At 67.3% G+C, this 13,915-nt stretch carries 11 protein-coding genes and 2 pseudogenes; 3 read left to right on the top strand and 10 right to left on the bottom strand.

Annotated elements, in window-relative coordinates; translation table 11 throughout:
- Positions 1-4 precede the first annotated feature (4 nt).
- The 3 genes from VGM71_RS11405 to metX are packed head-to-tail and all read left to right on the top strand — an operon-like array spanning position 5 to position 2,246.
- Positions 5-430, top strand: a complete 426-nt coding sequence (locus VGM71_RS11405; RefSeq protein ID WP_331545213.1) for a cytochrome c-type biogenesis protein — start codon at positions 5-7, stop codon at positions 428-430.
- A complete protein-coding gene (locus VGM71_RS11400) occupies positions 427-1,128 on the top strand; it encodes a tetratricopeptide repeat protein (protein ID WP_331545159.1) in 702 nt (233 codons plus the stop codon). The genes VGM71_RS11405 and VGM71_RS11400 overlap by 4 nt, the downstream gene beginning before the upstream one ends.
- An 11-nt stretch (positions 1,129-1,139) precedes the next feature.
- Positions 1,140-2,246 carry a homoserine O-acetyltransferase MetX gene (gene metX / locus VGM71_RS11395; protein WP_331545157.1) on the top strand — a complete coding sequence of 369 codons (1,107 nt, stop codon included), beginning with the start codon at positions 1,140-1,142 and terminating at the stop codon, positions 2,244-2,246.
- Between the two features lies 1 nt (position 2,247).
- On the opposite strand, the gene tssJ is transcribed toward metX, so the two are convergent.
- The 10 genes and pseudogenes from tssJ to VGM71_RS11350 form a co-directional block, all read right to left on the bottom strand.
- Positions 2,248-2,733, bottom strand: a complete 486-nt coding sequence (tssJ, locus tag VGM71_RS11390) for a type VI secretion system lipoprotein TssJ (RefSeq protein ID WP_331545155.1) — start codon at positions 2,731-2,733, stop codon at positions 2,248-2,250.
- 7 nt (positions 2,734-2,740) lie between these two features.
- Positions 2,741-3,757 carry a type VI secretion system baseplate subunit TssG gene (tssG, locus tag VGM71_RS11385; RefSeq protein WP_331545153.1) on the bottom strand — a complete coding sequence of 339 codons (1,017 nt, stop codon included), beginning with the start codon at positions 3,755-3,757 and terminating at the stop codon, positions 2,741-2,743.
- A complete protein-coding gene (locus tag VGM71_RS11380; RefSeq protein ID WP_331545211.1) occupies positions 3,721-4,770 on the bottom strand; it encodes a type VI secretion system baseplate subunit TssF in 1,050 nt (349 codons plus the stop codon). Before VGM71_RS11380 ends, tssG begins: the two co-directional genes overlap by 37 nt.
- 58 nt (positions 4,771-4,828) lie before the next feature.
- A pseudogene (locus VGM71_RS17680) lies at positions 4,829-5,503 on the bottom strand (type VI secretion system baseplate subunit TssF); the annotation flags it as partial.
- Between the two features lie 23 nt (positions 5,504-5,526).
- Positions 5,527-7,005: a type VI secretion system protein TssA gene (gene tssA / locus VGM71_RS11375; RefSeq protein ID WP_331545151.1), complete on the bottom strand. Its 1,479-nt coding sequence runs from the start codon at positions 7,003-7,005 to the stop codon at positions 5,527-5,529.
- Positions 7,002-9,869: an ImcF-related family protein gene (locus tag VGM71_RS11370; RefSeq protein ID WP_331545149.1), complete on the bottom strand. Its 2,868-nt coding sequence runs from the start codon at positions 9,867-9,869 to the stop codon at positions 7,002-7,004. The genes tssA and VGM71_RS11370 overlap by 4 nt, the downstream gene beginning before the upstream one ends.
- A 254-nt stretch (positions 9,870-10,123) precedes the next feature.
- Positions 10,124-11,101, bottom strand: a complete 978-nt coding sequence (locus tag VGM71_RS11365) for a hypothetical protein (protein WP_331545147.1) — start codon at positions 11,099-11,101, stop codon at positions 10,124-10,126.
- Positions 11,102-11,139: 38 nt separating this feature from the next.
- Positions 11,140-11,397: a PAAR domain-containing protein gene (locus VGM71_RS11360; RefSeq protein ID WP_331545145.1), complete on the bottom strand. Its 258-nt coding sequence runs from the start codon at positions 11,395-11,397 to the stop codon at positions 11,140-11,142.
- Positions 11,394-12,191, bottom strand: coding sequence for a DUF4123 domain-containing protein (locus VGM71_RS11355; protein WP_331545143.1), 798 nt, complete (start codon positions 12,189-12,191; stop codon positions 11,394-11,396). Before VGM71_RS11355 ends, VGM71_RS11360 begins: the two co-directional genes overlap by 4 nt.
- A 15-nt stretch (positions 12,192-12,206) precedes the next feature.
- Positions 12,207-13,915: pseudogene (locus VGM71_RS11350) on the bottom strand (hypothetical protein); the annotation flags it as partial.

The raw sequence follows: 13,915 nt of genomic DNA, 5'->3' as shown, positions 1-13,915 counted from the left end.
TGTGATGCTCTGGCTGGTGCTCTGCCTGCTGCCTGCGCTGGCCTTCGCGCAGGCTATCCAGCCGTTGCCGTTCCGCGACCGCGCGGAGGAAGTGCGCTTTCAGAAACTGAGCACCGAACTGCGCTGTCCCATGTGCCAGAACGAAACCCTGGCCGACTCGAACGCCCCCATCGCGCACGACCTGCGCCGCCAGGTGTTCGAGATGATCCAGGCCGGCAAGAGCGACGACGAGATCAAGGCCTACCTCGTCGACCGCTATTCGCAGTTCGTGCTGTACAAGCCGCCGGTCGAACCCTCGACCTGGCTGCTGTGGTTCGGACCGGCGGTGCTGCTGGTCGCCGGCGGCATCGTCGTCGCCATCCAGGTGCGTCGCCGTGCCCGCCAAGCCCCGGCATCCGCGCCGGTCAACGATACCGAGGACGACTGGTGACTTTCGCGTTCTATCTCATCGCGGGGGCGATGCTCGTCCTCGCGCTCGCACTGCTGCTCGTTCCCCTTGTGCGCCAGGGGCGCCGCCATGGCCGCTCGCGTGCCATCTTCGCCCTGATCGTTGCCATCGCGGTGCTCGTTCCGCTGGGCAGTGCCGGTATGTATTGGCTCGTCGGCACACCCTCGACCCTGGGCGGCGTGGAGCCGGCCAGGGACATGACCGTCGGCGAGGCCATCGACCAGTTGCTGGCCCGCCTGAAGGAGCATCCGGACGATGCCCAGGCCTGGGTGCTGCTCGGCAAGACTTACGCGATGCTGAAACAGCCTGCCGATGCGCGCAGCGCGTACGACCACGCCATGAAGGCCGATCCGAAGAACGTCGCGGCCATGGTCGGCTGGGCGGAATCGGATTCGCTGGTGCGGCCCGACCATCGCATCGCGGGGCGCGGCTTCGACCTGCTCCAGGGCGCGCTGGCGATCGAACCGGACAGCCAGCGCGCACTATGGCTGTTGGGCATTGCGCAGTTCCAGCAGGATCGTTACACCGACGCCGCCGCCACCTGGCGCAAGCTGCAGCCGTTGCTCGACCCGGATTCCAACGTGGCGCATGCGGTGTCCGAGCAGATCGCCATTGCCGAGAAGCGCGCCGGCGCGGGACAGCCCGACGCTGCGCGTGGCAACATCGGCGGCAACCGGTGAAGGAACCGCTCATGGGCGACGCGCGCCGCTACCACCCGCTTTCCTCGCCCTTTCGCATGAAGCGCGGCGGCGAGCTGCATGGCGCGCGCGTGGCGTTCGAAACCTGGGGCACGCTCGCGCCGTTGCGCGATAACGCGATCCTGATCCTCACGGGCTTGTCGCCCAGCGCGCACGCCGCGGCAAATGCCGAAGACCCGACGCCCGGCTGGTGGGAAGACATGATCGGCCCGGGCCGTCCGTTCGATACCGATCGTTTCTTTGTCATCTGCGTGAACTCGCTGGGCAGCGACAAGGGATCCACCTGCGCCGCCTCCATCGATCCCGACACGGGTGAGCCGTACCGCCTGACGTTCCCCGAGCTGTCACTGGAAGACGTGGCCAACGCCGCCTACGAAACGGTGACTGCCGGTCTGGGCATCACAGAACTGGCCTGTCTCGTCGGTTGTTCCATGGGCGGCATGAGCGCGCTGGCATACATGCTGCTGCACCCCGGTAGCGTGCGGACGCACATCAGCGTCAACACCGCGCCACAGGCCCAACCCTTCGCCATCGCCATCCGTTCCCTGCAACGCGAGGCCATCCGCCTCGACCCGCACTGGAACGGTGGCCAGTACGATGGCGACGAGTGGCCGGAACACGGCATGAGCATCGCGCGCAAGCTCGGTGTGATCACCTACCGCTCGGCGGTGGAATGGAACGGCCGCTTCGCGCGCATCCGCCTCGACCCCGACAAACGCGACGGCAACTCGCCCTTCGGTTTCGAGTTCCAGGTGGAGTCTTACCTCGAAGGCCATGCACGCCGCTTCAACCGCCAGTTCGATCCGAACAGCTACCTTTATCTCTCGCGTGCGAGCGACTGGTTCGACATGGCGGAACACGGTGACGGCGACGTCATGCGCGGCCTGGCCCGTATCCACGTCGACCAGGCGCTGGTGATCGGCGTGAGCACCGACATCCTGTTTCCCCTGGAGCAGCAGGAAACCATCGCGAAGGGACTGGAAGCCGCAGGTGCCCGCGTGGACTTCGTGGCGCTCGATTCGCCACAGGGACACGATGCTTTCCTTGTCGATATCGAAAACTACAGCCGGGCCATCGGTGGGTTCCTCGGGAAGATCTGACTCAGCGGCGACGGCCGCCTTCCGTCACCCACACCTGCCCACAATCGACACGAAGCTGCAATGCACGCCGCGCCGGCAGGGCGTCCCGGTCGACGATCGTGCGCCAGCCATCCTCCGGATGGTGGTAGAACGCCACGATGCCGACCGACCGGGTGTCCGGATGCAGTGGCCGGTCGACGGCCGCCGCCGCGCCGGGTACCAGGGTCAATTCGATCGCGTCGGTCACGGCATCGCCGAGCGACGCGGTATCGTGCGCGAGCACGTCGTAGCTGGCGTCGTCGAAGGGCTTGCGGTCCTTCAGCTGGATGACCGCCACGCGAAGCGCGTAAGGGCGCCCCATCTCGTCGGCATTGAGGTGCGGCCCCGGCGCGACGTCCAGACGCAACTGTGCCGGACGGCGGTGGAAAAAGCCTCCCCTGCAACCCGCCATGGCGAGGGAAGCCGCGACGAGCGCGGCGGCGAAGGCGAAACGTCGAAAAGAAGTCATGCCGTAGTCACTGATCGGAACGTGGGGGAATGGCGTGGTAGCGCCCGAGTGGAACGGTGGCAGCCGAACCTGGCGCACCGAGCAGGGTCGTCAGGCCAAGCCGGCCAGACGGCGCACCGAGGCGCGCTCGTGGTGTGTCGGCGGGAAGCCGCATGCGCAGGTCGGCATCCATGTGAACGCCCAGATAGAGACGCAGGACGGACAGCAGTCGCGCATGGCTTGCCCCACCGGGCAACAAGGTGACAGCACGCGAGTGATCGGCCGGGACGAGACATATCCGTACGCGCTCGCACCGCGAGCGCAGCCGCCGTCCGAGGACGGCGCTTCCGCGCAACGCAGGGGCGCCGGCTTCTCCCAGCCTGGCCGTCGGGACGTCGACCCATGCCGGGACGAACGTCTCGACCTCCACGCCCATCCCCGGCAATGTGCTGGACACCACGTGCCGCAACCCGGCCGGATGCCGGGTGCGCTGTGCGAGTGCGGCGGCGACCGAGAGCGCGGCACCGGACGGCAAGCCGATCCGTCGCAGCTTGTCACCCATCCCGTAGCCTGCGAGGGCGAGCAGGTAGCTCGACATCTCGTCGGCACCCTCTGCGTACGTTTCCACATGGCGCCGCTTGCGCCATGCGCGATAGAGCAACACCGCGAGGCGATGATTGAACTGGTCGAGGAAGGCCGCCAGCGCCTCGTGCCCTTCCTGCCGCTGCGCGATGGCATCCGGGACGTGCGCCGGCACCGCCGCATCCACGCCGTACAGACCGAGGAAACGGGTAAGCACGCGCCTCCCCGCGACGGTGGACTCGTCGTCGGGAGGGGCTGCTGCCAATTCCGACGACGGGAAGCCAAGACCGGGCCACGGCAGGAAGCGCACGGGATCGTTCGCTGGCGATTCGGTCGAACCGAGCGGTGCCGGATTGCCATGGCTGGCATCGATCCGACGGCATAACTGGAAAAACTGCGTGACCTCCGGCCACGTTCCCGCCCGCCTCAAAACGCCGCTCTCCCCGTCCAGGATTCGGGCCACTCGATGCGCCGCCCCTCGGGAAGCACGTAAAGAGCGACCTGGGTGAACAGATTGAGTTCGGCGTACTCCGCAAAGAAGCGCTGCAGCATTTCCCCGAACAGGCGCAGGTCGCCTTCTCCGTCGAACGGCGTCCTGTCGATCGAGACTTCAATGCGGATGCCGCGTTCCAGGTAGCCTTGCCGCATGCGTCGTACCGGCGATTGCGCGACGTCGCGAATCGCCTCAAGGCGGCGACGGCTGGCTTCGCCCCGGGTCCAGTCGTACAGCGCCAACGTGTCGCGCAACACGACCGCATCCAGCAGGGACAGGTAATTAGGTGCCAGATGGGACAGTACGCGCCAGTGGAACCGCCCCATACCTGGCGGATACAGGGGCACGGACGGCGGCAGGCGTTGCTCCACGGCACCGATGCCCGCGACCACCGTCTCTGTCTCGACAATGCGCGCCTCGCGCAGGGCCTTGCGCGGAAGCATGCCATGTGTCCCCGTGGCGGCTACCGACAGCGTTTCGCCCGGCAAGTCGTCGCTCCCATCCGCGCGGTCCCATGCATGGCCGCCGACCGCCAGCCAGGCTTCGCGGAGGCCACTCGCGCCTTGCCGGCTTTTCGCGTGGTAGAAGCGCGCCCCCTTTCCGGCACCGTCCACGGAGGCCCCATGTCCGAAGCCCGAGAACGGAACGTACGCCACGCGTTGCGACAGGCCAGGGACGAAAGCTTCCACGCCGTCGACCGAATACACCTCCACGTGGTTGCCCTGCCGGTTCGACGGCACCACCCTGTACTCCACGTCGTGATGGTCGACAACCACCGGCTCCACCTCGATGTCGAACAGGTTCACGACGGGCGTGCAATGCAAGCGCAGGTTCCGGTGATCGAATGGCAGGCCGGCAGGGAACGGTTGGGTCAGCGACAGTTCGACGTCGATCGCCTGCGTCCGCGCATCCAGTTCGCCGACATCCAGGCCGAAGAGCTCGACGAAGAGGAACGCCTCGCGTAAAGCGAAGTACTCGAGCAGCAGCGCGAACGGCCCGGACGCGGTGTCGCCCCCCGGGCAGCAGGCGATCCCGCGGCGAGAAACCCGCGGCGCGCACGCCAGCCGCCGCTACGGGAACCGCGGGCCCCGTATTCGACCCTACGCGTTGCCACGACACGCTCCCGACATGCCGGGTAAGGGCAAGATGCAATGCGAAGGCGATCGACGGGTCCGCATCCACGAAGATGCGCAGGCTGGTGAAGTCCAGGGATGCGCGCTCGGCGCTGGGATCGATCGCAAACCGGAGACGGAGCGCTGAGCTGCCATCGTCACGGCTCGTCACTCCGGCGTGGGAGAGACGAATGGGCTGCACCAGCAGTTCGCGAGTGCTCCGGTACCGGCAGCGCACATCGGTGCCGGCGACGGTGTTCGTGAGAAAGGCCAATCCGGCCGGCACGCGCGTCGGTGCCAATGGGTTCGCCGCCGGCACCAGCTCGACGACAGATAGCGAAGGCACCATCCGCAGGCTTTGCGGCCATAGCAGGCCGAGGATGCCCTCGGTGAACTCGGGCAGGTCGTCGTCGAGCTTCTGCCTCACGCGTCCGGTGAGGAAGGCGAAAGCTTCGTAGAGGCGTTCCACGAACGGGTCGCGATCGCCGGGGCGGTCGAGACCCAGCATGCGCGCGCGATCGGGATGCGCCTCGGCGAATTCGCGGCCCGCTTCGCGCAGGTAGCGCATTTCGCTTTCGTAATAGCGGAGGGTGATGTCTTCCATGGATAATTTCGTCGGCAAACGGTTCAGGCGAGATCGAGCGCACGCAGCGGATCGATAAGGGCGAGTTCGGCGCCAAGCCGATCGGCGAGCGTGGATAGCACGACCTTGTCTGCGCTTTTTCGCCGCAGGCCATCGCGCACATGGCGCAGGAGATGCTGCTTTACCTCGAAGCACAGCGCCGGCTCCCACTCCGCCAGCCCGAAACGCTTGGATTCGCCGTCGAGGGCCTCCAGAAGATGCCGGGCCGCTTCGCTGTGTCCTGCCCGATCGAACAACCTGGCGAGACACCAGCGACGAAGGAAGCGTTCGCGCGCATCGCCGTGGTCGGATGCCGTGCGCAACCACGCGCACGCGGCAGGCAGGCCTTCGGCGGCAAGCCGCGCGGCGGCTTCCTCGTCGATCGCGTGTTGACGGTGGCCGTCCGCCACCCGCTGCACCTCGGCATGCGCGTGCGTGGACGCTACTTCGGTCTCTACCCAGGCGCGCGTGGCTTCGTCCATGAAGGGCGTGCCGTCGTCGAAGGCCAGGCGGGCGAGTTCCGGAAGCCGCTCCAGCAACAGTCGCAGGTCGGCGCGAAGGGCATCCCGTAGCGACGGGGCGTCCGCGTACGCGTACCCCACCGCCAGATCGCGGTAGCGCGCCAGGTCCAGCCAGAGATGATTGGCAGCTTCCATGAAGGCGCCGTCGACGCAGGCAGCGAGTTCGGGCCATTTCGCCTGCGCCGCCAGACGTTCCACCTGGCGACGAACTTCCCCGCGCGGCGCGGCAAGTCGCGTGCGGCCCTGCCCGTCCGCGGGCGGCGTCTCGCTCAGCGGATTCCAGCGGACACCCAGCAGCAGGCGCGTCGCGGCGAGCGCGCCTCCTTCCTGATCGCGAAAGTACGACGCGAGACCGCGCGCCTGTTCGAGCACGTCGCGCAACGAGACAAGGGGCGCGGAAACGGTGGAGGTGGCCGGCGCCGCGTTTCGTGGCAGCGGCGAGGCGTGTGCCGAGCGGGCTGCGGCAAGCCGTGTCACCAGCGGCTCCAGCCGCGGCCGCCCCTGCTCTGGCCACGACGACGTGGCTTGCAGCAGCGCCCGCACGGCCGCGTCGGCCCGGTCGATGTCGGCGAGGGACAGCGGCGGACCGTTGCTCAGTTCGTCGAGCATGCGGCCCGACGACAACCACTCCACGGCTACCTTCCGGGCTTCCGCGCGCCGTGGGTAGATGGCGTCGCCATAGTGCTCGACGAGGGCCGACACGAGTTCGATGCCGTCCCCCAGCCCGCCGCCACCGGACTGGCGCAGTCTTCCGAAGGCGAAATAGCCTGCCGCCCGAAGATCCTTGCCGATCCGCGTGAGTACGTGCTCCGCGCCGCGCACGATCTTCACATCGTCGATTCCCGACAGCCGTCCGACTTCTTCCTTCAACTGAAGAAAAACGTCCTCATACGCCGGGTCTTTACCGCTGGCCCCGCCGGCCTCGAACGCCGCGACCAGGTCCGACAGCCCGATATCGTTCACGGCGCGCCCTCGCCTTCGAGGAACACGCGATCCGGCAACGCCAGGCCGCGCAACGCGAGCAGCGCCATCGGGCCGTCGCCATCCTCGCCACGCAGTTGCAGACGCAGGGCCGGCAGCACGGCATCGGCCGGCGCGAAGCGCAGGCGGAACACCGGGCCGTCGCGTGCTTCGACTTCCGCCTGCTCCAGCCAGCGCAGAATCGCGAACGGTCCCTCGGCCGCGAAGGTATGCTGCAGCGCGCCGCCCGGCGGCCGCCACGCCATGCGCAAGGCGGATGCGCCATCACGCATCGGCCACGCCAGCGATGTCCAGGTTTCCCGCTGGTTGAAGTACCGCCAGTGGCCCCCGGGCAACTGCACCGTCATTTCCTCCACGCCCTCGACGGGCGACGCCCGCAAGGCGAAACGCAGGCCCCCGTCGGTGACGAACAACAGGTTCGACAGACGGGTGAGCCGGTCGAGCGCGTCGATGAAGGCCGGGTCGAGCGGCGGCGCGACGCGCGAGGCCCCAGGCACCGCGCGCCAACGGTCGCCCTGCCGCTCGATCACGCCATCCAGGCGCGTGGCGACGAATTTTCCCAACGCACCGTGCTCCGGATGCAGCAACCGGGATAGCGCGGCCATGGAGGCATCGTGCTCGCTGGCAACGAAGGGATAACGGTCGGCGAGGTCGCGCTGCCAGTCGGACGCGATCGTCGCTTGCCACTCCGCGTTGACGCTGGGTGCGATCGGCGTGAGGCCGGCCCGTGCCGCGGCTTCCACCGGCTTGCGGAACACGGCATCGCCAAAGCCCAGCCACTCCTGGCCCAGCCCCGCCGCGAGCGACGCGGCCAGCGCGCGCCCCTCGCCCAGCGACGACACCGCACCGCGCCGCATCGATCGCGACGCCAGCCGCGAGGCGTCGCCCGGATCGTCTTCCAGCAGCAGCGATTGCAGGCTCGCATGAACGTCGGCGAGGCGGCGCATGTGCTGCATCAGCGGTGCATCAGCGTTCGCCTCGCCCATCGGTGCGTGGGCGGTCAACGGCGCGAAGAACGCCGCCAGCGGTCCGTCACCGACCATCGCCGTGACGGCAGCGGGCACGCCGGGCACCGGCACCGCCGGCAATGGCGCCGCGGTGGACGCTTCGCGCGCGATCGTCGCGAACAGCGCCGGCAAGGGCGAGCGCGAGGGATGACTCAAGGCGGCCAATTGCCCCGCGACACCGTCCAGCGTCGGTGCCTCCTGCCAGCGCAGGTCGTTGAGGAAGTCGCGCCACGCCTCGGCAAAGGCCTCGACATAGCGTTCGCGCAGGGCCCTGCGCAGTGCTTCCGTCGGTTGCACGCCCTCGCCTTCCCGGGGGTTGAGCACCCAGCCGTCCGCGGCGGCGGCGGCCTTCACCGCGGCATCGATCGCCGGACGGATGCGCTCCTCCCAGGCTTGCCGGGTGAACATGCCGGGCAACGGGTGGCCTTCGACCAGCAGACCCGCCGCACGCCCACCGGTCAGCGCATCGAGCGTCACCGGCGGCAGCGCCTCGCCTTCGCCTTCGAGCATCCGCACATGGATCGCATCGGCCGCGTAAGGGCCGACCAGGGCGTCGCTCAGGATTTTCCGGGCGCGCGCCACCAGCGCGTCATCCGCCACGATCGGCGGCCGGCCCGCGTCGGCAGGGCCGGCGATGCGTTCGGCGTGGAACGCGTAGAGCTGGCGCAGGCGGTCGTGCCATTCACCGGGCGTCGTCGCCGAACCCGCCGGCCGGCGCGGCATGCCGGTGGCGAGCATCGCCTCGGCCAGTGTGGCGGCCTCAGCCTTATCGGGATGGGCAAGCCAGAGGTAGGTGGCGAGGTCTTCGACGCGCGGGGCGCGGGCGAGGCGGGAAGTCAGGTGGTGGTGTACGGGTGCGACGAGCCAGTGCGTGGCCAGAGGATCGTAAGAGCGACTCATGTGTTCGGCCACCGCATGGCTGCGGTCGAGGCCAAAGCTCAACCAGCCCTGATCGCGGGACGAGGCTTCCAGAGCGGTCAGGCGTTGTTGCAGGGTTCGCAGTGCGCGAGTGCCGGCTTCGGCATCCCGGGCTGCGACGCTACCGAGTGCCGCGGCATCCCTCATTTGTGCGCGCTCGTGATGGTACGACGCAATGAATCCGACGGTAAGGATGAGCGGCACGATCACCGCGCATCCGGCCACCATCCGCCAGCGCGGCACGGCGTACACGCGCTCGGCCCATGGGCGACGCGCGACGGAAGCGATGAAATCGAAGCTTGGAAGCAATCTGGACACCCGCTCCACCGGGGTGTCCGCGAACGCTCCGATGCCAGGGATGAAAAGTCTTCCGGCTTCACCCCGTGCAAACGCGGGACTTACCTCGACCAACGCCTGCGATGCGCAAAGGAGGTTCTTCGCTTTCCGCATATCATTGACCCGGCTAATGCCCTCTTCCGCCAATGCCGCACCGAGAACCTTCAACAATTGGTGCTCCGTGCCGTCATCGGGCTCACCAGTCCAGAGGAATCCCATCGCCGGCCAGCCATAGGCTCCGGCCTGCGCCTCGGCCAGCTGCTGAAGCCGGAATACCGGCGGCCGACGATCCGCCCGCCATGCGACACGCGCGAGGTCTGCCGTCGTCACACCAGACTCGCCGGGGGGCCCGTCGAACCACACCACCGCGTCGGCGGGATGGTATCGGCGTAGCGCATGGGCCCATGTCTGGCCGGCATCGTCTCCGGATACGTGCACCAGGACACCCAACTCGAAGGCATGCCAACCGCTGGCGCGAAGAGCCGGCCAGTGGCTATCGATCGACGCATCGGAACCTGCAACCAGGAATACGACGGCGCGACGTGAGCGGAAGACACCATGGCGCTCGCGCAGATGATTCCGCATAGCGCGCAGGCGCTCGCCGGCTATCCCCTCATGCCCTGAAAGGCGCTGTGCACGATCGTAAGACGTCAACCGGCGCACGTGCCCGACAATAAAAATGACGGTCAGGAAAAAAAGAATAAGCGCTGCTATCAGCACGATCCTGCCCGACGTTTCCAACCATATCCAGACCAGCCGTAAGACTGTCTGTATGGCCCCCGCACCCTGACTCGCCATAGCGATGGCCAGAGCGGCGGCCGCCATACCGGCTATCCATTTCATGGATTCGTACCTTCCTTCTCTACGGCTTCGATCATGATCGCCGTGGTTGTTTCGCCAAGAGAAACAGCGAACCGTCGCGCATGCCCACTGGCCGCAGCCGACGCCATGGACACAAGCCTCGACAGCAGGCCATAGCCCATGAGTCCGCCCTCCACAGCTTGAGCAGTCTCGCTGTCATCGGCTGCATCGGGAGGCCTATCGTGCAAACGCGCCCACGCACCGCCGGTGCGTGCCGCCAACGCGGTTCCACACAAAAGCAGCCCGGCGATACCGGCAACACGTCCCTCCCGTGGGACGAGCGGCAGTTCGATGGCGACGAGCAGCGTGACGCGATCCAGCGAGGCGGCCTCGCCGAGCTGCCCCTCGACAACGACAGCGGGGCTCCGGGTTTCGGCACGGACGGTCGAGCGGTGGCGGATCCCTGCTTTCGATGACGCCGCCATCCAGGCGGCCTCCATCAAGCCGATATCGGCATCGACACTGACCGCGACATCCAGCGTCACGTATTCGGGGATGCCGGCGATGGCGCTGCCCACGGCGTCCAGACCATGCATGAGCGCTTCGCGGAGCAACCATACCGTCCGTTCTTCCGAATCGGCCGCAAGATGCACGGACGCGAGACGGTCGTCCCACCGCAGCGCCGCCGGAGCGAACGTCGTTTCAGGGCGATCGAACCATCCCAGCAGCGACAAAGCTGGCGGCGCACGCCGACACTGCCGCGCCATGGCACGCTCGCGCGCGCGGTTCCAGGCGATGGCATCGAAAAGCGACGCCAAGTAACGTCTTGCAAGAAGCAGGTGACCCAACAGGGCGACGAGCAAGGCAGGGACAATCGCTCCCGGCACGGACATGCCCGCGACACCCGGCACGGCGATGACCGGCAAAACGGTTCCACCGAGCTGCCAACCCGCCGCGAACACCATGGCGGCGGCCGCGAGCGCCCGCCAATGAATCAGCCGGGGTCTTTCCGGCATCGCCTTCGCCGGCAATATTGCGGACCGAGTCGCCACGATCAGGCAAGCCCCACCGCAGTAAGCGACGAGATCAGGCGGCAGCCGCAGGCGCAGGTATCGCCATCCACCGCGACCTCCACGCCATCGGATATCAGCCTGCCGCTGACCTTGGCGATGCGGTTTTTTCCATGGACAGGACAGCTCACGGGGTCGCCGAGGCGCGCTACACCGCGTCCGGCAAGCACCCGCGTCGTCGAGCCAGCGAGAACGCAGCCGCCACCCGAATGCCTGTCGCCCTCACGAATGATGCCTTTCATGCCGACCTCCCGAGGACGACGCCCCTGACAAATGCATAGATCTCCGAAGGCGTGTGAATACCATCCGCCATCGCTTCGTCGAACAGCGCATCGACACGCGCATGCAACTGGGCATCGCTCATGCTGCCGAGCGCGCCGGGGGCGGCCGTGCGCAGACGCAACGCCATCTTTCCGGCCGAACAGGCCATCGCAAGCGCCTCTTGCTGCGCGAACGTGATTTGCGGCAGACCCTCCGTGGAAGCGGCCTTGCCGTCGGACGAGGGCGCAGGCTCCCATCGCTCAACGAGCCCCGGACGCCGCTCGTAACACAGGTAGCCCACCTGCCCCAGGAAGGCCTGCGCCTGCTCCGCCGTCCATACCGAGCGTAAGCCGTGCAAGATGCGGTTGTCGTAGAAGTGCTGGTAGAACTGCTTACCGTCCTCCCGCGTCACTTTCGTATGCCGTTGCAGGTGTGCGGCAATCACGTGCAGCGGCGCATGTGAACACAGCCAGGTGAGCGCGTAACGCCGGTCTTCGTCTGCCCACAGCCGCCTTGCGACCTTGACCTCCAAGGCATCGTCGTCCGATGGCCGAAGCCGGTCATAGGGCAACAGGAATGGCGCGATGTGCTTGAGCGATTCGAGCAGACTGCCCTGCCACAGCGATATGCCGCCCGCTTCGGGCAAGGCCGCCATCACCTCCGGTGCCTCCACGAAGGCACGGCCATCGACGAGCAGGAAGCCGTGCCGGCCGCGGGCTTCGCCCATCGTGTCTGCGAGCCAGCGCCGCCACGCCGGCCAATCCATTGCTTTCATGCTTTTCTCCATGTGTCAGGCGTGGGCCACGGCATCGCCATTGGCTTCGGCAACATCGTCCCCTTCCCGTACATCGACCTCGCGCACCCGGAAATACAGGCGACCTTGCAACACATGGTCTTCCCAGCTCCCCAGGGTGGTGTCGTGCACCAGCAGGTCGAACAGGGCCAGCACGTCATCGCTCAGGCCGTGCCGACCCGCCAGACCTTCCCGCCAGGCGTGGGCCAGCCGCTGCTCGACGGTCTGAGGCGCGGTAAACGTGATGCGCTTCTTGTCACCGACGGAAACGCCCGGCGGCAACGGTGCGAATTCGGGCCGCGGATGGGCTTCCACCTCCCCCGCCTCCCGCTCCAGACGCTCGAACAGACCCGTGTAATGCAGATAACGGCCAAGTGCCGACTTCCTGTCCTCGAAGTAGGGCCTGCTCGCCTGCATTTTTTTCTTCAGGTCGGCGAAATACGCTTGTACTTCCGGTGATTGGCGATCCAGATTCAGAGGATCGACCCCTCTGCTTTGTTGCTCATACCGGAACTTCGCTTCCCACTCCCTGCGCGCCTTTTCGGCCTGCTCGGTTTCCGCCAGGATCTCTTCCCCCGCCCCCTGCAACCCGGTCCGGAACAGCGGATCGTTGCAGCGGTGGCCCAGCCAGCGCAGGAACACCTCCATGTGCACGGCGAAGTCCGTCGTGGCGCCGTTTGTCATCGCGTCATAGGCGGCGACGAGCGCCTTTACCGAGAAGCGGCGGTCGCGCCAGGTCACCGGATCGGCAAGGGTGAACTTCTTGAACGCAGCATCGTTCTTGCGCTTCATCTCCTCCATCTGCATCACCTCGACGCCCGCCGCGCCAGCTTCTTCGAGCATGTAGCGCAGCGGCAGGCGCATGAGCGTGGCGTGCGTGCCCAACGACGAGTCGGGCACACCGCCGCAGACGTCGTCGCTGGTCCCTGGGTACAGGCGTTCCTCCAGGTTCGGGTGCCGCAGGCTGTCCCAGCGCTGGTAGGCGCGCAGCTCATGCGCCGCGCCCAGGTGCACGCAGCGCCGCACCGCCGCCGGCACATGCAGTACCCGGCCACCATCCCCCACGTCCAGGGGTAGCGGCAGCAGGCTCAACAGGAAATCCGTCGTTCCGTCTACATAACTCGACTTTGCATCGAACAGGCCCAGGAACGGCAGGCGCAACTCGACCCCATCCACGCGTAGCTGACCGTCCTTGTCCGTGTGAGTTTCGACCAGCCGATGCAGGAACAGGCGCGCGATGACGCTGCCGCGATCCGCGCCAAAGGCCGACACCTCGATCCGGCGCAGCTTGCGCCCGCCCGGTCCCTCGCCACGCACGTGCGCCAGGGCGCTGCGGAACTGACGCAACGCCGCATTCAGGCGGGTTTCCAGGCCCATGCCGAACAGCGCCGCAGCGGCTTCGCGGTCGCGCACGATCGGCACGTGCTCCAGCACCGACTTGCCGACCAGCTCACCGGCGGCTTTCGCGATGATCTTGGTCGGTGGCCCGACCCAACGTTTGGCCAGGGCCTGCGCCTCGGCACGTACCGCCAGCCCGAGGCGCCGGGCCTGACGCTCGGGCGAGGCCATCATCACATTGACCACACGCCCCGCCGTCTGCGGTGCCCGGGCCAGATCCCGATTCAGGTCATGATAGGCACGCACGAGCGGACGCGACGACAGCCCCTTGAGGGCATCCTTCAGCGCCGCCTTGGCGCGCTTGGCCA

It is taken from the genome of Luteibacter sp. (genome assembly GCF_036499525.1).
Lineage (GTDB): Bacteria > Pseudomonadota > Gammaproteobacteria > Xanthomonadales > Rhodanobacteraceae > Luteibacter.
Note: the sequence above shows the minus strand (reverse complement) of the source record. Positions and strands in the feature narration are given on the sequence as shown.

Coding starts and splice junctions, on each gene's coding strand:
- VGM71_RS11370 (WP_331545149.1), bottom strand. CDS start 9,869: ATGCGGAATCATCTGCGCGAGCGCCATGGTGTCTTCCGCTCACGTCGC.
- VGM71_RS11365 (WP_331545147.1), bottom strand. CDS start 11,101: ATGCCGGAAAGACCCCGGCTGATTCATTGGCGGGCGCTCGCGGCCGCC.
- VGM71_RS11360 (WP_331545145.1), bottom strand. CDS start 11,397: ATGAAAGGCATCATTCGTGAGGGCGACAGGCATTCGGGTGGCGGCTGC.
- VGM71_RS11355 (WP_331545143.1), bottom strand. CDS start 12,191: ATGAAAGCAATGGATTGGCCGGCGTGGCGGCGCTGGCTCGCAGACACG.
- metX (WP_331545157.1), top strand. CDS start 1,140: ATGGGCGACGCGCGCCGCTACCACCCGCTTTCCTCGCCCTTTCGCATG.
- tssJ (WP_331545155.1), bottom strand. CDS start 2,733: ATGACTTCTTTTCGACGTTTCGCCTTCGCCGCCGCGCTCGTCGCGGCT.
- VGM71_RS11405 (WP_331545213.1), top strand. CDS start 5: ATGCTCTGGCTGGTGCTCTGCCTGCTGCCTGCGCTGGCCTTCGCGCAG.